This is a genomic window from Arthrobacter sp. 01T428 (genome assembly GCF_056398685.1).
Window position 1 is genome coordinate 58,451 of record NZ_JBFTPW010000012.1, and the last position, 21,026, is coordinate 79,476.

A 21,026-nucleotide genomic window follows, 5' to 3' on the forward strand; every position below is an offset into this window, starting at 1 on the left:
TGACATTCGGTGCCGGTTGATTCCGGCGTGAAAGCACTTCACCCTTGCGGGCTAAGTCCTTATGCCAGCTATTCGGAGGTGCGGGCCACAGGGATGGGTGAGTTTCAAAACTTAATTTGAAAGGGGTTAAGCGGAGCTCATGCGGTGGGCTTCTTCCATGAGCAACTTGCCGAGGAATTCCTGGCGTTCAGGACGGAACCGCGGTTCGATCCCTGTGAGGGACAAAGCGCCGATTGGCCGGCCCAGCTGGTCGAAGACGGCGGCGGCCATCCCCCAACTACCCTCCAGCACCAAACCGGGATTCACCGAGTACCCGGCCATCCGGGTCTGCTCAAGGTTCCGGCGCACCACGCTCTCGGTGTGGCCAGCGGCGAAGTCCCCGGCGTGCCGTTCCCAGCCGGACAAGATCGTTTCCTGCTCCTCGTCCGCCAGGAAGGCCATGATCGCTGTGCCCGCCGACGCGACGCCGAGCGGGAACCTGACGCCCTCGTGCAAGACGAATGACCGCACCGGGAAGCTGCCTTCCTCGCGAAGCACGCACACGGTTTCGTGGCCACGACGGATCGAATAGAAGGCGCTTTCGCCGCTCTCCTCGGCGAGGCGGCGGAGGCTGGGCCGCGCCAGGTCCTCAACCGGGAACCGGGCCGCCGCCACCGAGCCCAGGAGGAAGATCTCCGGCCCCAAGATCCAGTTACCGGTCCGCTGATCGTGGTCCAGCAGGCCTTCAGCGGCGAGGGACGCGAGCAAGCGGTGCACCGTGGGGCGGGTCAAGCCCGACTCGCGGACCAGGCCAGCGATGGACATGCCCTCCGGCTTGCGTCCCACGAGCCGGAGGAGCGCAGCGACCCGGCCTACCACTTGGGCGCCCTGGACCGGCTTGGTTTGCGGCTGCTGAGTTGGCAACGCTACCCCTCTCCAAAGATTTCCTCCACAATGTGGACACTTCAAAGAGTAGCGTCCACACTGTGCAAGTTCAGCCTTACTGGCCAAGGAACGCCGTTGACCCTCCGCGCAGAACCGCCCTATGCTCCTTTTCAGACCGCCAACTCAGCCCAATGTCCACAAAGTGGATAGCTGCTGAGCGACCCAACTCAAAGACGAGGACAACGCCATGGCCAAAATCCATTCCAGCGCCGCCGTTGCACTGCAAGACGTCCTGCGCGACGGCCAGACGATCGCCGTCGGGGGCTTCGGCCTCAGCGGCATCCCCGCGGACCTGATCGACGCCGTCCGCGATTCCGGCGTCAAGGAGCTGACCGTGGTCTCCAACAACATGGGCATTGACGGCAAGGGCCTCGGCGTCCTCATCGAAGCCGGCCAGGTCCGCAAGGTCATCGCCTCGTACGTGGGCGAGAACAAGCTCTTCGCCGAGCAGTACCTCTCCGGCCAGCTTGAGGTCGAGTTCGCCCCGCAGGGCACCCTCGCCGAACGCCTCCGCGCCGGCGGTGCCGGCATTCCCGCCTTCTACACGCGGACCGGCGTCGGAACCCTGGTTGCCGAGGGCAAACCGCTCGAAGAGTTCGACGGCGTCACGTACGTCCGCGAGCGCGGGATCGTCGCCGACGTCGCGCTGGTCCACGCCCATACCGCGGACACGGACGGCAACCTGATCTACCGCTACACGGCCCGGAACTTCAACCCGGTGGTGGCGACGGCGGGAATCGTGACCATCGCGGAGGCCGAAGTGATCGTGGAGCCCGGCGAATTGGATCCGAACCACGTCGTGACACCCGGCGTCTACGTCCAGCGGCTGGTCCAGGCGAGCGGCCGGGCCAAGGACATTGAGCAGCGTACCGTCCGGCCCCGCACTGAAGCCCTGGCCGTCTGAACACCACCAAGCGAAGGAGTACCACCATGGCATGGACCCGCGACGAGATGGCCGCCATTGCGGCCCAGGAACTCAACGACGGCGATTACGTCAACCTCGGCATCGGCATTCCCACCCTCGTAGCCAACAACCTGCCCGACGGCGTACGGGTCGTGCTGCAGAGCGAGAACGGCCTCCTCGGGATGGGGCCTTTCCCCTACGAAGGCGAGGAAGACGCTGACCTCATCAACGCCGGTAAGCAGACCGTCACAGTCCTGCCCGGCGGCAGCATCTTCGACTCCGCGACGTCGTTCGGCATGATCCGCGGCGGACACGTCAAGGTTGCCATCCTCGGCGCCATGCAGGTTTCGGGCAACGGCGACCTCGCCAACTGGACCATTCCGGGAAAGATGGTCAAGGGCATGGGCGGCGCCATGGACCTGGTGGCCGGGACACCGCGCGTCGTGGTCCTCACCGAGCACAACGCCAAGGACGGGAGCGCCAAGATCGTCCGGGAATGCACCCTGCCGTTGACCGGCCTCCGGGTAGTGGACCGCATTGTCAGTGACCTCGCAGTGTTCGATTTGTTCAAGAACGACAACGACCATGGGCGGCAGCTGACGCTGACCCGCCTCGCGCCCGGGGTCACCGTCGAAGAGATCCAAAGCAAGACGGGGGCCGCGTTCACGGTCTCCTTGGAAGAAGCCGCCCTCGAAGGAGCCACAGCATGAGCCTGCAAAACCAGTTCGGCAAAGACGTCCTCCTCACCGGTTGGGGACACAGCAAGTTCGGCAAACTCACGGACGAGACGCTCGAGTCCCTGATCGTTCAGGTGTCCGCGGAGGCCATCCGGAACTCGGGCCTTGAGCCGCGGGACATCGATGAGATCTACCTCGGCCAGTTCAACTCGGGCATGCAGCCCCTGGGCTTCACGTCTTCCTTGGCCCTGCAGTTGTCCGAGGACCTCGCCAACGTGCCGGCTACCCGGACGGAGAACGCCTGCGCCTCCGGTTCCGCCGCATTCCAACAGGGCGTGAAATCCGTGCTTGCCGGGACGGCCCGCAACGTCCTGGTGATCGGTGCCGAAAAGATGACGGACGCCGGGGCCGACGTGGTGGGAGCCGCACTCCTTGGCGCGTCCTACGAGATGGCAGGCAAGGCCTCCACCACCGGCTTCACGGGGCTCTTCGCCGAGGTGGCCAAGCACTACGAGAAGCGCTACGGAGCGGGCCTGGGCGGAGCGGATCTCGGCGATATCCTTGGTTCCATCGCCGCCAAGAACCACCACAACGGCATGGACAACCCCTACGCGCAGATGCACCGGGACTTCGGCGAGGAGTTCTGCCGGACGGTTTCCGAGAAGAATCCCATGGTGGCCGAACCGCTCCGCCGCACCGACTGCTCCCCCGTGTCCGACGGCGCCGCCGCCGTCGTGCTCTCCCTCGGCCCGGCGTCGGGCGCTGCTACTGAACCCGTGCGGCTGGCGGGCTTCGGGCACGCAAACGACTTCTTCCCGGCAGAACGCCGCGACCCTACGGAGTTCGCGGCCACGCGGGTGTCCTGGGAGCGCGCGCTGGGGATGGCCGGCGTCGGGATCGACGGGCTGGACTTCGCCGAAGTGCACGATTGCTTCACGATCGCCGAACTAATCATGTACGAGGCCATGGGGCTGACGCCGCGCGGCGAAGGTTCCCGCGCGATGCAGGAAGGCTGGGTCTACAAGGACGGCAAGCTGCCCATCAATGTGTCCGGCGGGCTCAAGGCCAAAGGCCACCCAGTGGGCGCCACCGGGGTATCGCAACACGTCATCGCAGCCATGCAGCTCACGGGAACCGCGGGCGCGATGCAACTGCCCAACGCCCGCCGCGGAGCCGTACAGAACATGGGCGGCGTAGGCATCGCGAACTACGTGAGCGTCCTAGAAGCAGTCTAGCCTCGGTATTTCACGGGGCGGCCACCCCAACTGACTCGCAGTTGTTGTCGTTTTCAGCCCGCATAACGACAACAACTGCGAGTCAGTTGGGCACCCGGAGGTGCAGGCGCGGCCCTACTTCGCCGCTAGCACCGCCGCACCAGCTGCCGCGCAGGCTTCGTCCAGGGCGCCGTCCGGTGCGCCGCCGACGCCGATCCCCGCCACGGACACGCCGTTCACCTTGAGCGGCACTCCGCCGGGCCGGAAGAGTGTGCCCGGGAGGTCGGCGATCGACGGTCCGTTGCCGTTGATTCGCTTGGCGAGTTCGCTGGTGGGCGCACCGAAGGCGGCTGCGGTGTAGGCCTTCTGCTTGGCGGCCTCGATGGTGTGTTCGGCCGCATTGTCGCCGCGGAGCAAGGCTTGGACTGTCCCGAAGCGGTCCACGAGCGCAACCGTGACGAAAGGAAGCTTGTCGGCCTGGCACTTCGCCAAAGCGGCGTTGACTGCCTGGCTGGATGCACCGACGGTGATGCGGTTCTGGGGGACCACGTTTTCCGCGGAGGGACTGACGTCAACGGCGGCCGTCGCGGTTTTGGCCGCGGCCGGCGTCACGGCGTTCGCGACGGCGGTTGCCCCTCCGGTCAGGAGCAAGGCTCCAACGGCAGCGGCGGCAAAGATCTTGTTGGACTTCTTCATGGTGGTCCTCCGGGAGGTCGGCAACGGGTACAGTTCCATGCTTCCTGTAGGGCTCCCTCACCACATCCGGCGCTCGTCGTGCCCGGCCTCATCCCTTCCGGTCCCGGTATCAGCCAAAAGGCGGAGAGACCAGCGACCTGAACGCGCCTAGCATGGGAAGAATGCCGGAATCTCCGAACAGGATGGCCTCCCGTCCCGCTGCCTTCCGCCCCACCCGGGGCCCGATCGATGCAGTGGTCCACCTCAGCTTCGCCGTGCTCATGGTGGCATCCGGCGTGCGCTACGTCCTGCGGCACAGCCCGGCCGACAATCTCTGGACTGTTGCCCTGGCTGCCGCGGTCTGCGTTCTCTATGCAGTGGTGGCGGTGCTGGCCAAGCGGCGCCAACCGTGGCTGTTGTGGATGGTGGCGCTCGTGCTCGCCTGGGCCGTGCTGGTCATTGCCGCACCGAGTTTCGCTTGGTGCTCCTTCGCTTTGTTTTTCCTGTCCCGCGCGGCCTTCAGCGGTTGGATCGCCTATCTGGCCGCGGGTTTGACGGCAAGTGCCACGGCCATCGGGCTGTTCCGCCTCAGCGGCGACACCGACGTAGCCATGCTGCTCGGGCCCATCGCCGCAGCGGTTCTGCTCACGTTGATCTACGACCGCATTGAGGACGACGCCGCGCTGCAACGCCAACTCCACGCCGACGTGTCCCAAGCGCAGGAACGCCTGGCCGCGAGCGAACGCGCGGCCGGGATCGCCGCGGAGCGCGAACGTGTCTCGAGGGAAATCCACGACACCGTCACTCAAGGCCTTGCCAGCAGCCTGCTCCTGCTCGAAGCCGCGCAGCGCTCGTGGCCTGAAGAGGGCGCGAAAGCGGAAGTGCAGAAGGCCGGGACCCTCCTGCGGCAGAACCTGGCCGACACCCGCAGCCTGGTCCACGAACTTTCCGCCCCTGGCCTGGAGAGCGGACCGCTGCCCCAGGCCCTCGAACAGGCCGCCCGCCAATACCTCGACTCCGTGATCGTCCACGTCACCGGGGATCCCCGCCCGGTACCGGCCGAAGTTCGCCACGCCCTGATGCGCGTGACGCAAAGCGCGGCGGCCAACATCAAGCTCCACGCCCACTCTCAACAGGCCAGTTTGACGCTTGGATTCCTGCCCGGGGCCGTCACCCTGGACGTGTTCGACGACGGCCGCGGCTTTGATCCCATTGCGGTACCTCCGCCGTCGGAAAAGGGCGGCTACGGTCTGCGTGCCATGCGCCAACGGGTGGAACAACTCGGCGGGGTATTTTCGGTGGAGAGCTCCCCCGGAGAGGGAACCGTCGTAGCCGCGCAACTACCGCTGCCGGTTACAGAACCGAATCAAGCACACCAGTCGCCCATCAAGAAAGACGCCCCATGAACCCCATTTCGGTCCTGCTCGTCGATGACCATTTGGTGGTCCGCAGCGGACTCAAGGCGTTGCTCGGCACCCAGCCGGACATCACCGTCGTCGCCGAAGCCGCATCGGGCGAGGAAGCCCTCGTCATTGCACAACAACACCTGGCCGACGTCGTCATGATGGACCTAGCCATGGGCGAGGGCATGGACGGAATCGAGGCGATCAAGCGATTGCTCCAAGCGAGCAAGCAGCAAGCGGTATTGGTGTTCACCACCTATGATTCCGATGCCGACATCGTGAGGGCCGTGGATGCAGGTGCCATGGGCTACGTGCTCAAGGACGCCGCGCCGGAGGAGATCTTCGCCGCGGTCCGGGGCGCGGCCCAAGGCAAGAGCGTCATGAGCGCGCCTGTGGCCAGCAAGCTGTTCCAGCAATTGCGCAACCCGGACGAGGTCCTCACCCCGCGGGAAGCCGAACTGCTCAGCCTCCTCATTCAAGGCCTCAGCAACCGCGAGCTCGGCAAACGCCTGTTCATCTCCGAGGCCACGGTCAAAACGCATTTGGCGCACATCTACGCCAAGCTCGGCGTCGAGACACGGGCCGCGGCGATTGCGGTGGCCATTCGCCGCGAGGGGATGCGTTAAGAAAAAATGCGGGTGCCGGTGTCGATTTGACCGGTCGCCATTCGTATAGGGGGTGACAGGGCCGCAGACAGCGGTCTGCAGGAGCGAGGGAGCATGTCATGCGCCAGATAAATGCCACGTTGTCCATCACCCTCGACGGAGTCATTCAGGGCCTGGGCCGTCCGGACGAGGACACCCCGCGGTGGCTTCACCCACGGTGGGTGGGGCGGCAGGTACAACGACGAGGTCATGGGCCGTGAGATGGGCAAGGGCATGGCGAAAACCGCGGACATGCTGTTCGGACACCGGACCTGGACCGATTTCATCACCGCCTGGGGCACCCGCGCCGACGACAACCCGTTCACCGTGTACATGAACGCGGCATCGAAGTACGTTGTGTCAAGGACGCTGGAGAACGCCGACGCCTGGCAGAACTCCATTCTGCTCTCCGGCGAGGCCGCCGAGACGGTGGCCAAACTCAAGGCCGAGCCGGGGAACGATCTGACGATCATCGGCAGTGCGTCGCTTGTCCGCTCCCTGCACGCCGAAGGCCTCATCGACAACTTCACGCTGCTGATCCACCCGCTCACCCTGGGTACCGGGACGCGGCTGTTCGAAGGTCCAGCCCCGCTGACCGAGTTCGAGCTCACCGGCTCCGTCACCACCACCAAGGGCGTCATCATCGCCCACTACACCCGCCGATAACGAAAGGGGTGGCCTCACGCGTGCCGGCCCATTCCCCAGCTACCGCGCCGGGTCTAAACTGACCCTATGTCCGACACCGCAGGTCGCAAGTTGTTTCAGCATTCAGGAACGGCGCTGATCTTCCGGGGAGCTTTGGCCCTTCTCTTGGCCTTCCTGGTCGCTTCCCTGCCGGTCGCCACGGTGTTTGCCCTCGTCTACGTGTTTGGCGTGTACGCCATGACCGACGGGCTCACCAATATGGCCCACTACTTCTACGATCCTGCACGGCACTCCCGCTGGAGCCTGATCGGCGGCTTCATCTCGGTCGCGACCGGCATCGTTGCCGTTTCGTGGCCGGGAATTACCGCCGCGGCACTAGGCGTCCTCATAGGAGCATGGGCCTTGGTCCTCGGGGTTTCGCAGATCATCCTTGCCATGGACACCAGGACGACGGTCAGGGCTTGGTGGATTTGGATGTTGACGGCGTTGGTCACAACTTTGTTTGGGCTCTTTGTGCTGGTCAATCCGGGCGCGGGATTCCTGGGCGTAGTGGCACTCCTCGCGACATACTCCGCGGTCAGCGGCGTTTTGTTGATCGCCTCCGGCATCAAGCTCCGCAGGCGCGCCTCCTCTTCGGTGATGCTCGCCCATTAGGCTTGCGGCAGCAATCTGCTGCGAGGGGATGCGCAAGGTCCCAAGTTCGGTAAGTTAGTGGCTGTGAAGATAGCTACCTGGAATGTAAATTCGCTCCGCGCACGTGCCGACCGCGTCGAGGCCTGGCTGCAGCGCAGTGACTGCGACGTCCTCGCCATGCAGGAAACCAAGTGCAAGGACGACAACTTCCCGTGGGAGCTCTTCGAGCGCATGGGCTACGAGGTTGCCCACTTCGGCCTGAGCCAATGGAACGGCGTTGCGATCGCCTCGCGCGTAGGGCTCGACGACGTCGAACGCACCTTTGTTGACCAGCCCGCCTTCGGAAAGGCCGGCAAGGACCCTGTCCAGGAAGCCCGCGCCATTGCGGCAACGTGTGGCGGGGTACGGGTGTGGAGCCTGTACGTTCCCAACGGCCGATCCCTGGACGACGAACACATGCCGTACAAGCTCAAGTGGCTGGACACCCTGAAGGGCCACGCCGCCGGCTGGATCACGCAGAACCCCGAGACCCAGGTGGCGCTCATGGGCGACTGGAACATCGCGCCGCTTGACGAGGATGTCTGGGACATCGATTACTTCAGGGCGAACGCACTCACCCACGTCAGCGAACCCGAGCGCGAGGCCTTCCGGGCGTTCGAAACGGCCGGTTTCACCGACGTCGCCCGCGCCTACACACCAGGTCCCGGCGTCTACACCTACTGGGACTACACACAGCTGCGGTTCCCCAAGAAGGAGGGCATGCGCATCGACTTCGTCATGGCCTCCCCCGCGCTGGCCGCCCGCGTCACCGGGGCGTCGATCGACCGCGAGGAACGCAAGGGCAAGGGCGCCTCGGACCACGCTCCCGTGATCGTGGAGCTTACGGACTGAGTAGCAACAATGACGGAGGAGGCGGGCCCGCGATGAGCGGAAAGCTATACGGGAGCCAGGCAGGACTGCCCTTCTCTTCGGCGTTGCGCGTCTACGAACCGCTCGAAGCGTTCCCCGAGGACCAGCGGCAGCAGCTCGTGGCGAGCGGTACCCGCAGCGGCTCGCGGGCCGCCGTCGAAAATGCCGAGCTGCTCGCTTCCCTCGGACGGGTCACCCGCAAGGGCGGGGACCCTTTCCCGACCGGGAGCACGGATCTGGTGCGCATCACTCGGGTTCCTTCCGGAGACCGGAACGATCCCGACGCCGGGCGGCTGCTTTACTGCCCCAGCCAGCTGGTCATCCGGGCAGGATTGGCGGCCAATGCCCTCATGGAAGGTATCCACGGACCGCTCGCGGACCTGCTCATCCCCGTGGACCAGCGCGACCGGCACCAGGCTCGCATCGACCGCATCAACGCCAGTCATGACGCGAAGCGGGTGCACACGCGGGCCTCCACGTGGGGGATCCCCTTCAGCTGGTTCTCGCTGTTCCAGGAATCGGACCGCAAGGATGTCGTGGAATCCGGCGGCCGCATCCTGACGGTCAGGGTCTGGGCCTCACTGACCGATGCCTTGGACCGGGCACGCTTCGCAGTAGCCAACCTCGCCCTTGCAGCCCCGGACCTGGACATGCTGGACGACCTCACCCAGCTCACCGAATGGCTCGAGTTGTTCCATGTGCAGTCAATGGTCGAGCTGGACTACGGTGCAGTGGCGGACAAGGTGTACCCGGACGAGTCGCCCATGGACGTCAGGCTCGGCATCGAATGCCTGGCCGAGGGGGACATGACGGGAGCGGCCGCGGCGTATCGGAGGCTGGCTTCCCGCTGGATCCCCATCAGGCAGTTGGCCCGGGCTTCCTAGCTTTTGGGGTTCCTAGCTTTCGGGCCGCGGCGGGGCGGTGGTTTCCCGCACGATCAGCCGGTGGGCTGCTTTCATTGACCGCACGGAACCTGTGGCCCCGGCCAATTCGTCCAACAGCATGCGCGTGCCCAATTGGCCTTGTTCCACGGGGTCCTGGGCTACGGTTGTCAGCCCCATGGCCTCGGCGAATTCATGGTTGTCGATGCCGATGATGGACAATTCTTCCGGTACGCGGACGCCACGACGGCGTGCCTGCAACATGGCCCCCATGGCCATTTCATCTGAGGCACAGAAGATCGCTGTCGGCTTGGGTCCAGGTTTGCTCCAGAGCTCGTCGAAGGCTTCCTGGCCACTGCCCACAGTGAAGTTTCCGAAGATGTCCCATTCCGGCGGCATCGAGAAGCCCGCGCTCGTCATGGCATCCGTGAAGCCGTCAACGCGCAGCCGCGGCACGGTGAAGTTCAGGTCGGAATCGTCCTGGCCGTGGAGCAGCGCGATCTCCCGATGCCCGAGGTTCAACAGATGCATGGTGGCTTCCACCGAGGCGGCGTAATCGTCGATCCCGATGCTGGGGCAATCCTCCACTGGACCGCCGACAATGACCAAGGGGATTTCGATCCTTTGGAGATCGGCAATTTCCTCAGGCGTCAGGGACATACAAAGGACCAGGAGCGCATCGATCTGCTTGTAGACCATCGTCTTGCTGAAGAGCCGTTCCCGCGCTCCGCGCTGGCCGCCCAAGTTGAACAGGGACAGGTTGTAACCGCGGGCGTGGAGCTCACGGTCCACGCCCTCGATGGCCTTGAAGAAGAACCAACGGTCCACGTAGGGGGCCAGGACACCGATCGTCCTGGTACGTCCCGTGGCCAGTCCCGAAGCAGACGACGACGCCACATACCCAAGTTCTCCCGCGACCCTGAGGATCTTCTCCCGGGTAGCAGGAGATACCCGGGGAAGGCCGCGCACTGCGCGGGAAACGGTGGCGGTGGAAACGCCAGCGGCCTGTGCGACATCCTCAATGCTGGCTCCTGCGTGGCCGCCACGCTGGGACCGTTCACTCGTTTTCGCCACTCAAGCCCCCTCAAGGAATCCGTGCGGAAGCCGGGGGTTCCTTCCCAGACGGCAGATAACCAGCGTATTCCGCCTGGCTGTCCTCCGCCGATTCCGCGCTACTTATTTCGGCTCGCTGCTCACGTGATGCGCCTGGATGTCCGTGCCGGGAGCCGCCGGCGAAGCCGAAGCATCCCCCACAAGGCCAGCAGCACTGCCAGGAGGCCCAGGGCCCAGCCCAGTGCGGGCTGGGCCGTGAGTTCGGCGGCCACAGTGATGACCAGCAGGACCAAGGCCCAGAAGCCGAGAAAACCTATCACGAGGTCGAAATCTTCCGCCGATTTCACCCGCGAGTGCTGCTCCTTGGCCGGGCCGCCGATGGACGGCCCGGCCGAATCGGGAGTTTGCGTCATTTGACGGCGCCGGCTGTCAGGCCCGCCACGATCTTGCGCTGGAAGACCAGCACAAGGATCACCAGTGGAATCGTCACAACCGTTCCGGCTGCCATGACGGCGGTGTACGGCTCCTGGTGGGCCTGGGCACCGGCGAAGTAGGCGATTGCGACCGTGACGGTCTTCGTCTGGTCATTGGACAGCTGGCTCGCGATGAGGAACTCGTTCCACGAAGCGATGAACGCCAGGATGGCGGTGGTGAAAACAGCCGGCGCAGCGAGCGGCATGATCACCTTGCGGAATGCCTGGCCCTGCGTGCAGCCATCAATCCGGGCTGATTCCTCCAGCTCCCACGGCATTTCCCGGAAAAAGGACGTCAGGGTGTAAACCGTCAGGGGGAGAACAAACGAGATGTTCGGAATGATCAGCGCCTGATATGTGCCGTACCAGCCGATGTTCGTGAACAGCTGGAACAACGGAGTCACCAAGGCCACACCCGGGAACATCGAGGCCCCGAGGACAAAGCCGAGGACCAGGAACTTGAAGCGGAATTCAAGCCTGGACAAGGCATATGCCGCGAAAACCCCGAAAAGCAGGGCGACAACGGTGGTTACCCCTGCCACGAAGAGCGAGTTCAACAGGTTCCGGCCGAAGTGGTTGCCCAGGCTTTCGGAGAACACCGTGTTGAAGTTGTCCCAGGTGACGTGGGTGAAGAAAGGCGTCGAATCGAAGGTATATCCAACGTCGCGGAACGCGGTCACGATCATCCAGTAAAAGGGAATCAGGCACCAGATGAAGATGAGCCCTGCGCTGATGTACGTGCGCCCGCTCGCCCAGCGTTCCCGCCGCCGGGCAGCTGTCTTAGGCGCGGAGTCAATGCTCACGGCGGTCATTTGTCCTGCCCCTTGGTGGTCTTGGGTGTGGCTGAGGCGACTGCGTTGGCTCCCAGGAAACGAACGAAGATGAACGCAACGAGGAAGATGATCAAGAACGTGATAGTTGACAACGCCGCTGCTGAGTTGAATCCCTGACGGATCTGGTCAACAACCAAAATGGACAACGTTGTTGTGCCGTTCGAGCCCTGGGTCATGATGGCCGGGAGGTCGTACATGCGCAGTGCGTCAAGGACACGGAACAGGACAGCCACCATGAGTGCCGGCTTCACCAGCGGCAGGGTGATCTGGGTGAAGCGCTGCCAAGCCGAGGCGCCGTCCACCTTCGCGGCTTCGTACACTTCGGCCGGGATGATCTGCAGGCCAGCCAAGATCAGCAGGGCCATGAACGGCGTCGTCTTCCAAACGTCTGAAATGATGATCGCCCAGCGGGCCGGCCATTCGCTGCCTGTCCATAGGATTGCGGTACCAAAGAGCTTGTTGGCGATTCCGTCGAAAGCGAAGATGAAGAACCACAGTTTCGCGGTCACGGCCGTTGGAATGGCCCACGGAACTAGGACTGCAGCACGAAGGGCGCTGCGGCCGCGGAACGTCCGGGCCATGATGACGGCCATCCAGAACCCGAGGACAGTCTCCAGGACAACGGTGACCGCCGTGAAGAAGAACGTAGTTCCGACCGCGCTCCAGAATTGGGCGCCGAGGGTGCCAGGAGCACAGGCAGCAGAGCCACATTGCTGGGCCAACCAGTGGACAAAGTTATCGAAGCCCGCGGGTCCGCCCTGGACGAAGACCTTGGTGACCGGGTCAAGGCCCTGGTCCTTCTGGAACGCCATGATAATCGCGTTGACCACCGGGTACACGATGACAACGGCAAGCAATACCAGGGCGGGGGAAATCAACCAGAACGCCCAGCGGCCTTGAGACGTGGCCGCCCGGTCCTGTCCTACTTCTTTTTGAACTTTTTTGGTTTTGGGGCTTGGTGTCTCTGGCGCCCGCTTAGGTTGCGCAAGGGTGGACATTTCCCCTCCTTCCGGAAATTGATGGCGTGCCCCCCGGGCGGCCGTACGCGTAAAGCGCCGGCCGCCCGGGGTTCACTGGAGGTGTCGCTATTGGCTGGCCGAGTTGATGGCCGTGTCCATATCCGTCATTGCTTGATCGACGGACTTGTCACCCTTGATGGCAGCGTAGGCGTTGTCCTGGATGGCTTTGGTGACAGCCGGGTAGAACGGCGTGACCGGGCGCGGCACGGCATTCGAGATCGAGGTCTTCAGCACCGGAAGGTACGGCAGCTGCTGGACCAGGGTCGGGTCGTCGTACAAGGAAGCGAGCACCGGGGCCAGCGAGCCCTGCGTTGCGTAGAACTTTTCAGTCTCTTCACTTGTCATGAAGGTCAGGAAGTCCTTGGCCGTTGCCTTGTGCGCCGAGTAGACGCTGACGGCGAGGTTGTGTCCACCGAGGGAAGAGGCGCCGGGGCCGCTCTTACCCGGGAGCGGAGCCATGCCGAAGGTGTCCTTCACCTTGGACGAACCGTCCGTCTTGGCGAGGTTGTAGACGTAGGGCCAGTTGCGCAGGAAGAGGAGCTTGCCGTCTTCGAAGGACTGCCGGCCCTGTTCTTCCTGGTAGGTCACGCCTTGCGTGGGGATGTTTCCGCTCTTGTAGGCGGTGACCAGGTTGTTGAGGCCGGCCTTCGCCGCCGCCGAGGTCACGGTGGACTTGCCGTCGTCGCCAACGATCGTGCCGCCGGCCGAGTTGATGGCTTCAGCCGCGTTCACGGTGAGGCCTTCATACTTGGCGAACTGTCCTGCGTAGCAGTCGATGCCGTTCGACTTCGCGATGGAGCACATGCTCATCATCTCGTCCCAGGTCTTGGGCGGGGTGGGCACCAGGTCCTTGCGGTAGTAGAGGATGCCGCCGTCCGAGGTCTGGGGTGCCGCGAAGAGCGTGTTGTTGTAGGTCGCCGTCTTGACCGTGGCGGGCAGCATCTTTGAGGTATCGATGCTCATCTTGTCCGTGAGCGGCTGCAGCCAACCCTTCGCTGCAAACTCGGCGGTCCAGATGACGTCCACGTCAACGACGTCGTAATTGACGTTCTTTGCCTGGAAGTTCTGGACCAAATCGTCGTGTTGCTGGTCCGCCTGGTCGGACTGCTCCTTGAAAGTGACCTTCTGGTCCGGGTGCGCCGCATTCCACTTATCGACGAGCGGGCGGACAACGTTGCTGTTGTCTTTGCCCTGGACGTAGGTGATTGGACCGCGTCCGTCGAGGTTCGCTGCGGCATCGCCGCCGCTTGAGGCTGTGCCGCCGCCACCGCCGCCACCACAGGCGGACAGGGACATGGCTAGCACGCCGGCAACAGCGGCCGGCAAAAGGTACTTGCGTGTGTTCATGCTGGGAACTCCTCAGTGAGTGGACCAGGTATTTCCGCTGTGCGGTTGATGTGGTGAGCCTCACATTAGTAAGCTTCCGGGTAGTAATGCAAGCGTTTACACAAAAATATGTCATCGAGAGGAATCCAGTGCCGCACTCCCCGATCCCAACCCCCGGTTCCAACAATTCCGCGTGGTGGGCAAGCGCCGTCGTCTACCAGATTTATCCGCGCTCGTTCGCCGATGCCAACGGCGACGGAATGGGCGACCTTGCCGGGGTCACCGCGAAACTGCCCTATCTGCAAGAATTGGGCGTTGATGCCGTGTGGCTCTCCCCGTTCTACAAGTCACCGCAGGCTGATGCCGGATACGACGTAGCGGACTACCGGGCCGTGGACCCCCTCTTCGGCACGCTGGACGACTTCGACGCAATGCTGGAGAAAGCACACAGCCTGGGCATCAAGGTGATCGTCGACCTCGTGCCCAACCACACCTCGGACGAGCACGCCTGGTTCCGCGAAGCCCTCGCCGCAGCCCCCGGCTCCCCCGAGCGTGAGCGTTACATGTTCCACCCGGGCAAAGACTCCAAAGCGGGCTCCGGGGATGGGGCCCTGGCCCCGAACAATTGGAAATCCATCTTCGGCGGCCCCGCGTGGACGCGCCTGACGAACGACGACGGTACTCCCGGCGAGTGGTACCTACACCTTTTCGACACGAAGCAGCCCGACCTCAACTGGGAGAACCCAGAAGTCCACGAGGAGATGCGCTCGGTGCTGCGCTTCTGGCTGGACCGCGGAGTTGACGGCTTCCGGGTGGACGTTGCCCACGGCCTGGTCAAAGAAGCCGGCTTGCCGGACTGGGAAGGCTCTGCCGCCATGGTCGAAGGTGGCCTGTCCGCACCGGGCGCCCACAGCGAAGCCGTCGAACCGCACACCGCACACCCCCACATCGCTGCCGGAGCCGTGCCCGCTGCGGGGCCCGTCGCGACCGCCGTCGAGCACAAGGTCAAGCCGCCGCTGGACCCGCCGTCGCCCTTCTTCGACCAGGACGGGGTCCACGAGATCTACCGCGAATGGCACAGAGTCCTCGCCGAGTACGACGGGGACCGCATGCTGGTTGCCGAGGCCTGGGTAGAGCCCGCGGAGCGATTGGCCCGGTACGTCCGCAAGGATGAAATGCAGCAGGCCTTCAACTTCGATTTTCTCCTGGCGGGCTGGGACGCGGAGCGCATGGCAGTGGCAATCGAGTCTTCCCTGGACGCGGCGGGATCCGTCGAAGCGCCCTCCACCTGGGTCCTGAGCAACCACGACACCGTCCGGCACCCCAGCCGCTTCGGGCTGGGAGATCCCACCACGTTCCCCAAGGGAATCGCGGCGGAAGACGAACAACCCGACGCCGTCCTGGGCCTGGCCCGGGCACGGGCGGCCTCCATGGTGTCTTTCGCCCTGCCGGGCTCGGCCTATTTGTACCAGGGTGAGGAACTCGGCCTCCCGGAGCACACGTCCCTGCCGGCCGATGCTCGCCAAGATCCGTCATTCTTCCGTACCAAGGGCGTAGAGCGCGGCCGCGATGGGTGCCGCGTACCGCTGCCCTGGAAGTCCGAGGCACCCGGCTTCGGGTTCTCGGAGAGTGTATCGTCCGGTACGGGCGGCGCCGCGGCTGCCGGCGGAGAGCCGGGAGCGCCCTGGCTACCCCAGCCCGAAGCGTTCGGCGAGCTGGCGGCGGACGTCCAGTCCGGCGTCGTGGGCTCCACCCTCGAGCTGTACCGCTCGGTCCTGGCTTTCCGCCGCTCGCACCGCCTGGGCTCAGGCACGTTCCAGTGGGCCGAGGAGCACGATCCCGCCAACGGAGTCCTGGCCTTCCACAACAGTGACGTGCTGGTTGTAGTCAACATGGGTACTGCCGCCCTCCCCGTGCCGGCCGGGCTCCGGGTGGAACTCTCCAGCGATGGCGACTCGGGCGGGGCCTCGATTGCCCCGAACAGCGGGGCATACCTCGTGGCGAAGTAGGGCCCCTTCCCTTCCCGACCTTCTTTGGCACGGAAACGGGGCCGACACGCAGCAAGTTGTGCGTGTCGGCCCCGTTCTCTAACCAAAGAAGGTCAGGAAGGCGTCGTCTTGGCGTGGAGCCTACTTGCCGCCCTTGAAGAAACCGGCGATCTTCGAGCCGAGGCCCTTGGCGTTCTCAGCCACGTCGCCCACGATTTCCTTGGCGTTCCCGGCAACATCCCCCGCGAGGTCCTTGGCCTTCTCAGCCACGTCACCCGACAGGAACTCCTTGACGTGCTCCGCGGCGTCACCGGCAAATTCCTTCGCGTTCCCGACCGCCTCACCGGCAAATTCCTTGACGTGCTCCGCGGCGTCACCTGCGACGTGCTTGGCCTGTTCAGCCGCGGCTTCGGCGCTTTGCTTGATGTTGTTGACTTCTTCGCTCATGGTTTTCTCCTTGTTCCTGGCCCAAGTGTTTTGGTCCATCGGCTTGACTACGGACCCAAGGTCCAGTGCCGGCCGGGCAAGCCCAACCAAAGGGAAGAGTTCCCCCTACCCTTCAAACTATGGCCCTGCAGATACCTCTGCAACGCAAAACGCCTGCGAGGTAACATAGCCATCCGATTAACAACGGTCGCGTGTCAGTTCAACGAACGCGCTCGGCCTTGCTGAACCTGGTCCGTGCGCCGGCCCCGATATGGATCAAGACGGGAGTCCGGCGTCCCACCACAATGTCCAGCGCCTCCACGAGCCGGGAGACATCCGCGGCGAGTGCGTGCGGGGAAACGCCTTGACGGGGCTGGACCCTGACCCGGAGCCCGGGACGACCGTTGACCTCGTAGGTTGCCACCGTCACGCCCGCAAGATCCGTACGTTCCGCAAGGGCCGCCTTGAGCGCCTGCTCGGCAAGGTTCCCGCCGATGTTGACGTCCCCGGCAGTCTGAGCGTCGTCGTACTCCGACACGATGAGGTTGGCGCGGCCCTTGCCTTGCTGCGACACCCAGGACACCATGAGCACGATCAGCACAACAAGCACCGCAGCTGCGGCCACCCAAAGCCAGCTTTCCTCACGCCCTGGAATGCGGGTCTGCTCAGAGAGGTACTTGGCGTGTTCCCAGAGCCCGGTGGACCAGCTTTGCCACCAACTTCCGACGGCGGGGACAGTGGCGAGCAGTATCAGGAGAATGCCGATGGCCAATAGTTTCAGGCCAAGGATGCCGATCAGGATGCGGTTGAGGACGTGCGGAGTACCGTTCATGCCCCGATCACCCCGGAAGCGGCGACATTGACCCGGACTGAAGGCATGGGCGAAGGGGCCATCCTTTGAAGTTCATCCTCGACGGCGGCAAGGATCCGTTCCTCGTGCAACGGCACGCCCGAGGTTGGCCGGACGTTGACCACAACCAGCCTCTGCGAAACCACCACCATGACCTGCTCCTGGGTGACGTTCGCTGCCGTCCGGGCGGCCCTGGCCAGCGCCGAAGCGATGACCTCGTCGTCCACCACCACTCCGGCCCGAGGATCCTCAAGCAAGTGACGGGACTTTCGGCCGGGCAGGACTGCGTTCAAGAAGAACATCAGGCCCACCATGGCCACGACCCCGCCCAGGGCACCAAGCAGCAAGGGGGAAATCCCTCCGGGAAGGGCCGTCAGCCGTTCGGCCGCTGTTTGCGGATCGATGAGCCACGGTGGTTGACCAATGGCACGCAGCGCGGATTCGAGGAGGGCATAGAGACAGGCCGCGATCACGAGCGCCGCGGCCAGCGCCGCCATTCCAGCGCGGGACGAGCGGGTCTCACGCTTGAGGATGCGCTGGAGTCCGACGTCGATCCGGTCGCCGTTGCCTGGGGTCCCGGGCGTGTAGACACCGGGGGTGTCGCCTTCGGCCGTCTGAGTCGGCGCAGTGTCCGGGTGGCTGCGCCGGACGTGCGGGGTCTGGGCGTGGCTCATCGGACGCGGACTCCTTCGCTGACGCGTGCGCCGCTGATCCGGATATCCACGCGGCTCAAGGTGGAACCGCTGAGCTGGGTGACACGCTCAAGAATGGCCGTCTTGGCAGCTACGGCACGGTCCCAGACCGTTCCACCGTATCCTGCTACCCGCAGGGGGTCCCTGAGGACGTCCGTCAGCGAGGGCACACTGATCGGGGCGACAATCGAGAGTGCCAGCAGGCCGTCGTCGTCCGACCATTCGGCGCGAACATCCTGCGACGAGACTCCAAGCGCTTCCGCGGCGGCTGCCTGGGCCAAGGTGGTGAGCGCCTGGGTGCTGATTCGGTTGTGGCCAGCCAGATTCACGGCGGGCTGCACAGCCTCAGCCGTGGAACTCATGACGACGAGCGGCGGCCGGTGAGGGCATCCAGCACGCTGCGCAGGTCAAGCTTTCCGTCCGCGGCGCGGCCCAGAAGCGCACCGATGCCCATGAAGAGAAGCGCGATGATGAAACCCCACAGCCCGAATTGGAAGGCCATGAACGCCACGAAGGCGCCGATCCCGATTCCGACAACGGTCAAGTTCACTGGAGTGGCTCCCTTTCCGATAATGCGCCTCTTGTTCCGGCTTTGATGGGCGGAGCAACGTAGACGTCGTTGATCTCAACGTTGACCTCAATGACCTCCAGGCCCACCAACGATTCGACGGCACGATAGACGGCCGCGCGGACCTGGTTGGCGACATCATGCAAAGGGTATCCGTAGACGGCCACAAGATTGAGGTCCACGGCCACTTGGGTTTCTCCGACCTCGGCGCGGACGCCTGCGGCATGGTCCTGGCTACCAACGGCATCGCGGATGGCTCCGAGGGCGCGGGAAGGAGCCGAGCCGAGGGAATAGACGCCCGGAACAGCCCTGGCGGCAATGCCGGCAACCTTGGCGACAGCGGAATCCGAGATCACTGTGCGGCCACTTCCTGCCACCGTTTGCCGGTCCTCGGATACCGGAGCCCCAACGGCTTCCGGTTCAGGCGCGGTGTAGCTTTCCTGCTGGTCCATTTAGCCCTCCCCTTCTCTTGAGTACCACCCTAGCGCTTGGCCAAGACAAGGCGGAGACAAGCCGGCCGTCGCCATGAGATTCTGCTGGATCATTGCCGTAAATGGCGCACGCGCGCTGAAATGTCCGCCCTTTAGGCAGAAATCGAATAAACCCAGGCATTTCCATCGCAGCTTAAATGAAGAAAAGCGCCAGTTCCGAAGAACTGACGCTTCCCAGTGGTGGCTCCGACCGGCGTCGATCCGGTGACCTTTCGATTTTCAGTCGAACGCTCTACCAACTGAGCTACAGAGCCTTAGGTGACAATGTCACCATGATTGCCGGAACTTCTTCCGGCAATCAGAGCGACCCTGACGGGACTTGAACCCGCGACCTCCGCCGTGACAGGGCGGCGCGCTAACCAACTGCGCTACAGGGCCTTGCTTGCAGTATCTCTACTACGATTGCGGCATCTCTACCGCTTTTTTCAAGGCTTCCAGCCTACCAGACTTTTCAGCCCGGCTTGACCAGTTCCTTGCGTACCCCCAACGGGATTCGAACCCGTGCCGCCGCCGTGAAAGGGCGGTGTCCTAGGCCGCTAGACGATGGGGGCCTGGAACAATCCGAATTCGCGACGGTCAACAACGCTATGCGTTTACCGCTTCTCGCTCGTCCGAACTGGACTCTAAAACTTTAGAGCATACTCAGGGATATTCCCAAATCGCGCAGCGCGGAACGCAAACGGGGTCTCAAACCAGGACGCAATCCGGACGCAGCGCCAGTCTCAAGCCACCGCTCAAAACCGCCGTGCCAGGGTTGGCGGTTTCTTGTTGAAAGACGTCCGAATTCCGCCAGTCCGTCCAGCTGCTCCCGGGCTAGATTGGCACCATGGCCACAAGCACACCAATCTCTTCGGCGACCACACCCTCCCGGACCATCAGTAAGCTCGGCATTGCCGCCGTCATCGTCACCGTTGTCCTCTGGGCGTCCGCCTTCGTGGGCATCCGGGCCGTGGGACCCAGCTTCTCCCCCGGTTCCTTGACCCTCGGACGGCTGGTGGTTGCCGCCGTCGCGCTCGGCACTGTCGCCCTGCCCAGGCTCAAGCGCTGGCCCAAAGGACGCGAATGGCTGCCCATCCTCGCCTACGGCGTCATGTGGTTCGCAGGTTACAACCTCGCCCTGAACGCCGCCGAGCACATGCTCGATGCCGGAACCAGCGCCATGCTCATCAACGTCTCGCCGATCCTGATCGCCGTCCTGGCCGGCGTGATCCTGAAAGAAGGCTTTCCGCGCTGGCTGATCATCGGCAGCCTCGTGGCGTTCGGCGGCGTTGCGCTGATCGCGCTCGGTTCGGGACAGCGCTCGACGGCGGATGTCGCCGGAGTGCTGTTGTGTCTCCTTGCCGCTGTGCTCGCCGCGGTGAGCGTGATTGTCCAGAAGCCGGTGCTGCGCACGTTCTCCGCTGCACAGGCCACCTGGTTTGGCATCATGGTGGGCGCCGTGTGCTGCCTGCCGTGGGCCGGCCAACTAGTGGCCGAAGTGCAGGCCGCACCCCTTCCGGCCACCCTCGGCTTGGTGTACCTCGGAATTTTCCCCACCGCCATCGCTTTCACCACATGGGCCTACGCACTGTCCCTCATCGAGGCCGGGAAACTCGCCGCCACGACGTACCTGGTTCCGGGCACCACGATCCTGATTTCCTGGGCGGTCCTCAAGGAAATCCCCACCATCTGGGGCCTTGTGGGCGGCGTCATCTGCCTTGTGGGCGTCGGGTTGACGCGGCGCCGTTCCCGCGGGATCACCCCCCGCTAAGAAGCCGGGCGGCCCGGCGCCAAGGTGCGCCGCACCGCCGTCGCACCT

General features: G+C 64.2%; 24 protein-coding genes and 3 tRNA genes. 11 read left to right on the forward strand and 16 right to left on the reverse strand.

Annotated features, from left to right (window positions below):
• Positions 1 to 126: 126 nt before the first annotated feature.
• On the reverse strand, positions 127 to 903 hold the full coding sequence (locus tag AC1DJB_RS14500) for an IclR family transcriptional regulator (protein ID WP_332602495.1): 777 nt from the start codon (positions 901 to 903) through the stop codon (positions 127 to 129).
• A gap of 208 nt (positions 904 to 1,111) precedes the next feature.
• On the opposite strand from AC1DJB_RS14500, the gene AC1DJB_RS14505 reads away from it, so the two are divergent.
• The 3 genes from AC1DJB_RS14505 to AC1DJB_RS14515 are packed head-to-tail and all read left to right on the forward strand — an operon-like array spanning position 1,112 to position 3,740.
• Positions 1,112 to 1,828 (forward strand): CoA transferase subunit A, encoded by a 717-nt coding sequence (locus AC1DJB_RS14505; protein WP_441437768.1) that lies wholly within the window; start codon positions 1,112 to 1,114, stop codon positions 1,826 to 1,828.
• A 26-nt stretch (positions 1,829 to 1,854) separates the two neighbouring features.
• The gene (locus tag AC1DJB_RS14510) at positions 1,855 to 2,538 is read left to right on the forward strand and encodes a CoA transferase subunit B (RefSeq protein WP_307052890.1); all 684 of its coding nucleotides are present in this window, start codon (positions 1,855 to 1,857) and stop codon (positions 2,536 to 2,538) included.
• Positions 2,535 to 3,740: an acetyl-CoA acetyltransferase gene (locus AC1DJB_RS14515; RefSeq protein ID WP_441433173.1), complete on the forward strand. Its 1,206-nt coding sequence runs from the start codon at positions 2,535 to 2,537 to the stop codon at positions 3,738 to 3,740. Before AC1DJB_RS14510 ends, AC1DJB_RS14515 begins: the two co-directional genes overlap by 4 nt.
• A 114-nt stretch (positions 3,741 to 3,854) precedes the next feature.
• Here the strand turns inward: AC1DJB_RS14515 and AC1DJB_RS14520 are convergent, their stop codons facing one another.
• The gene (locus AC1DJB_RS14520; RefSeq protein ID WP_441433199.1) at positions 3,855 to 4,415 is read right to left on the reverse strand and encodes a GlcG/HbpS family heme-binding protein; all 561 of its coding nucleotides are present in this window, start codon (positions 4,413 to 4,415) and stop codon (positions 3,855 to 3,857) included.
• Positions 4,416 to 4,576: 161 nt separating this feature from the next.
• Here AC1DJB_RS14520 and AC1DJB_RS14525 point away from each other — a divergent pair, with 161 nt between their 5' ends.
• The 6 genes from AC1DJB_RS14525 to AC1DJB_RS14550 all read left to right on the forward strand — a co-directional run bounded on the left by AC1DJB_RS14525 (position 4,577) and on the right by AC1DJB_RS14550 (position 9,512).
• Entirely contained in the window at positions 4,577 to 5,800 is a 1,224-nt protein-coding gene (locus AC1DJB_RS14525; protein ID WP_441433172.1) for a sensor histidine kinase, read from the forward strand.
• Positions 5,797 to 6,423 carry a response regulator gene (locus tag AC1DJB_RS14530; protein ID WP_441433171.1) on the forward strand — a complete coding sequence of 209 codons (627 nt, stop codon included), beginning with the start codon at positions 5,797 to 5,799 and terminating at the stop codon, positions 6,421 to 6,423. The genes AC1DJB_RS14525 and AC1DJB_RS14530 overlap by 4 nt, the downstream gene beginning before the upstream one ends.
• A gap of 111 nt (positions 6,424 to 6,534) precedes the next feature.
• Complete coding sequence (locus AC1DJB_RS14535) at positions 6,535 to 7,107, forward strand: dihydrofolate reductase family protein (RefSeq protein WP_476910551.1); 573 nt, start codon at positions 6,535 to 6,537, stop codon at positions 7,105 to 7,107.
• 66 nt (positions 7,108 to 7,173) lie between these two features.
• Positions 7,174 to 7,740 carry an HdeD family acid-resistance protein gene (locus tag AC1DJB_RS14540; protein WP_059388482.1) on the forward strand — a complete coding sequence of 189 codons (567 nt, stop codon included), beginning with the start codon at positions 7,174 to 7,176 and terminating at the stop codon, positions 7,738 to 7,740.
• A 63-nt stretch (positions 7,741 to 7,803) separates the two neighbouring features.
• The gene (locus AC1DJB_RS14545; RefSeq protein WP_284991862.1) at positions 7,804 to 8,610 is read left to right on the forward strand and encodes an exodeoxyribonuclease III; all 807 of its coding nucleotides are present in this window, start codon (positions 7,804 to 7,806) and stop codon (positions 8,608 to 8,610) included.
• A gap of 32 nt (positions 8,611 to 8,642) precedes the next feature.
• The gene (locus AC1DJB_RS14550) at positions 8,643 to 9,512 is read left to right on the forward strand and encodes a DUF8083 family protein (protein ID WP_284754665.1); all 870 of its coding nucleotides are present in this window, start codon (positions 8,643 to 8,645) and stop codon (positions 9,510 to 9,512) included.
• Positions 9,513 to 9,524: 12 nt separating this feature from the next.
• Here AC1DJB_RS14550 and AC1DJB_RS14555 read toward each other — a convergent pair whose 3' ends face one another.
• From AC1DJB_RS14555 to AC1DJB_RS14575, 5 genes are all read right to left on the reverse strand, one after another.
• Positions 9,525 to 10,583 (reverse strand): LacI family DNA-binding transcriptional regulator, encoded by a 1,059-nt coding sequence (locus AC1DJB_RS14555; RefSeq protein WP_307052896.1) that lies wholly within the window; start codon positions 10,581 to 10,583, stop codon positions 9,525 to 9,527.
• Positions 10,584 to 10,702: 119 nt separating this feature from the next.
• Positions 10,703 to 10,975, reverse strand: a complete 273-nt coding sequence (locus tag AC1DJB_RS14560) for a hypothetical protein (RefSeq protein ID WP_253257252.1) — start codon at positions 10,973 to 10,975, stop codon at positions 10,703 to 10,705.
• Positions 10,972 to 11,847: a carbohydrate ABC transporter permease gene (locus AC1DJB_RS14565; protein ID WP_059388480.1), complete on the reverse strand. Its 876-nt coding sequence runs from the start codon at positions 11,845 to 11,847 to the stop codon at positions 10,972 to 10,974. Before AC1DJB_RS14565 ends, AC1DJB_RS14560 begins: the two co-directional genes overlap by 4 nt.
• Positions 11,844 to 12,866, reverse strand: coding sequence for a carbohydrate ABC transporter permease (locus tag AC1DJB_RS14570; protein WP_059388479.1), 1,023 nt, complete (start codon positions 12,864 to 12,866; stop codon positions 11,844 to 11,846). The genes AC1DJB_RS14565 and AC1DJB_RS14570 overlap by 4 nt, the downstream gene beginning before the upstream one ends.
• Positions 12,867 to 12,953: 87 nt before the next feature.
• Positions 12,954 to 14,234 (reverse strand): ABC transporter substrate-binding protein, encoded by a 1,281-nt coding sequence (locus AC1DJB_RS14575; protein WP_059388478.1) that lies wholly within the window; start codon positions 14,232 to 14,234, stop codon positions 12,954 to 12,956.
• 239 nt (positions 14,235 to 14,473) lie between these two features.
• On the opposite strand from AC1DJB_RS14575, the gene AC1DJB_RS14580 reads away from it, so the two are divergent.
• Positions 14,474 to 16,222, forward strand: a complete 1,749-nt coding sequence (locus AC1DJB_RS14580) for a glycoside hydrolase family 13 protein (RefSeq protein WP_441433198.1) — start codon at positions 14,474 to 14,476, stop codon at positions 16,220 to 16,222.
• A 120-nt stretch (positions 16,223 to 16,342) separates the two neighbouring features.
• On the opposite strand, the gene AC1DJB_RS14585 is transcribed toward AC1DJB_RS14580, so the two are convergent.
• The 9 genes from AC1DJB_RS14585 to AC1DJB_RS14625 all read right to left on the reverse strand — a co-directional run bounded on the left by AC1DJB_RS14585 (position 16,343) and on the right by AC1DJB_RS14625 (position 19,779).
• Entirely contained in the window at positions 16,343 to 16,648 is a 306-nt protein-coding gene (locus tag AC1DJB_RS14585; RefSeq protein WP_306964078.1) for a hypothetical protein, read from the reverse strand.
• 199 nt (positions 16,649 to 16,847) lie between these two features.
• Positions 16,848 to 17,459 (reverse strand): hypothetical protein, encoded by a 612-nt coding sequence (locus AC1DJB_RS14590; RefSeq protein WP_284991866.1) that lies wholly within the window; start codon positions 17,457 to 17,459, stop codon positions 16,848 to 16,850.
• Positions 17,456 to 18,151, reverse strand: a complete 696-nt coding sequence (locus AC1DJB_RS14595) for a hypothetical protein (RefSeq protein ID WP_332602502.1) — start codon at positions 18,149 to 18,151, stop codon at positions 17,456 to 17,458. The genes AC1DJB_RS14590 and AC1DJB_RS14595 overlap by 4 nt, the downstream gene beginning before the upstream one ends.
• Positions 18,148 to 18,531: a hypothetical protein gene (locus tag AC1DJB_RS14600; RefSeq protein WP_059388474.1), complete on the reverse strand. Its 384-nt coding sequence runs from the start codon at positions 18,529 to 18,531 to the stop codon at positions 18,148 to 18,150. The genes AC1DJB_RS14595 and AC1DJB_RS14600 overlap by 4 nt, the downstream gene beginning before the upstream one ends.
• Entirely contained in the window at positions 18,528 to 18,719 is a 192-nt protein-coding gene (locus AC1DJB_RS14605; protein WP_059388473.1) for a DUF2273 domain-containing protein, read from the reverse strand. Before AC1DJB_RS14605 ends, AC1DJB_RS14600 begins: the two co-directional genes overlap by 4 nt.
• Entirely contained in the window at positions 18,716 to 19,189 is a 474-nt protein-coding gene (locus AC1DJB_RS14610) for an Asp23/Gls24 family envelope stress response protein (RefSeq protein ID WP_441433169.1), read from the reverse strand. The genes AC1DJB_RS14605 and AC1DJB_RS14610 overlap by 4 nt, the downstream gene beginning before the upstream one ends.
• 217 nt (positions 19,190 to 19,406) lie before the next feature.
• Positions 19,407 to 19,482 (reverse strand) — tRNA-Phe (locus tag AC1DJB_RS14615).
• Positions 19,483 to 19,532: 50 nt separating this feature from the next.
• Positions 19,533 to 19,606 (reverse strand) — tRNA-Asp (locus AC1DJB_RS14620).
• A gap of 100 nt (positions 19,607 to 19,706) precedes the next feature.
• A tRNA-Glu gene (locus AC1DJB_RS14625) sits at positions 19,707 to 19,779 on the reverse strand.
• Between the two features lie 275 nt (positions 19,780 to 20,054).
• Here AC1DJB_RS14625 and AC1DJB_RS14630 point away from each other — a divergent pair.
• Positions 20,055 to 20,978, forward strand: a complete 924-nt coding sequence (locus AC1DJB_RS14630) for a DMT family transporter (protein ID WP_284991869.1) — start codon at positions 20,055 to 20,057, stop codon at positions 20,976 to 20,978.
• Positions 20,979 to 21,026 lie beyond the last annotated feature (48 nt).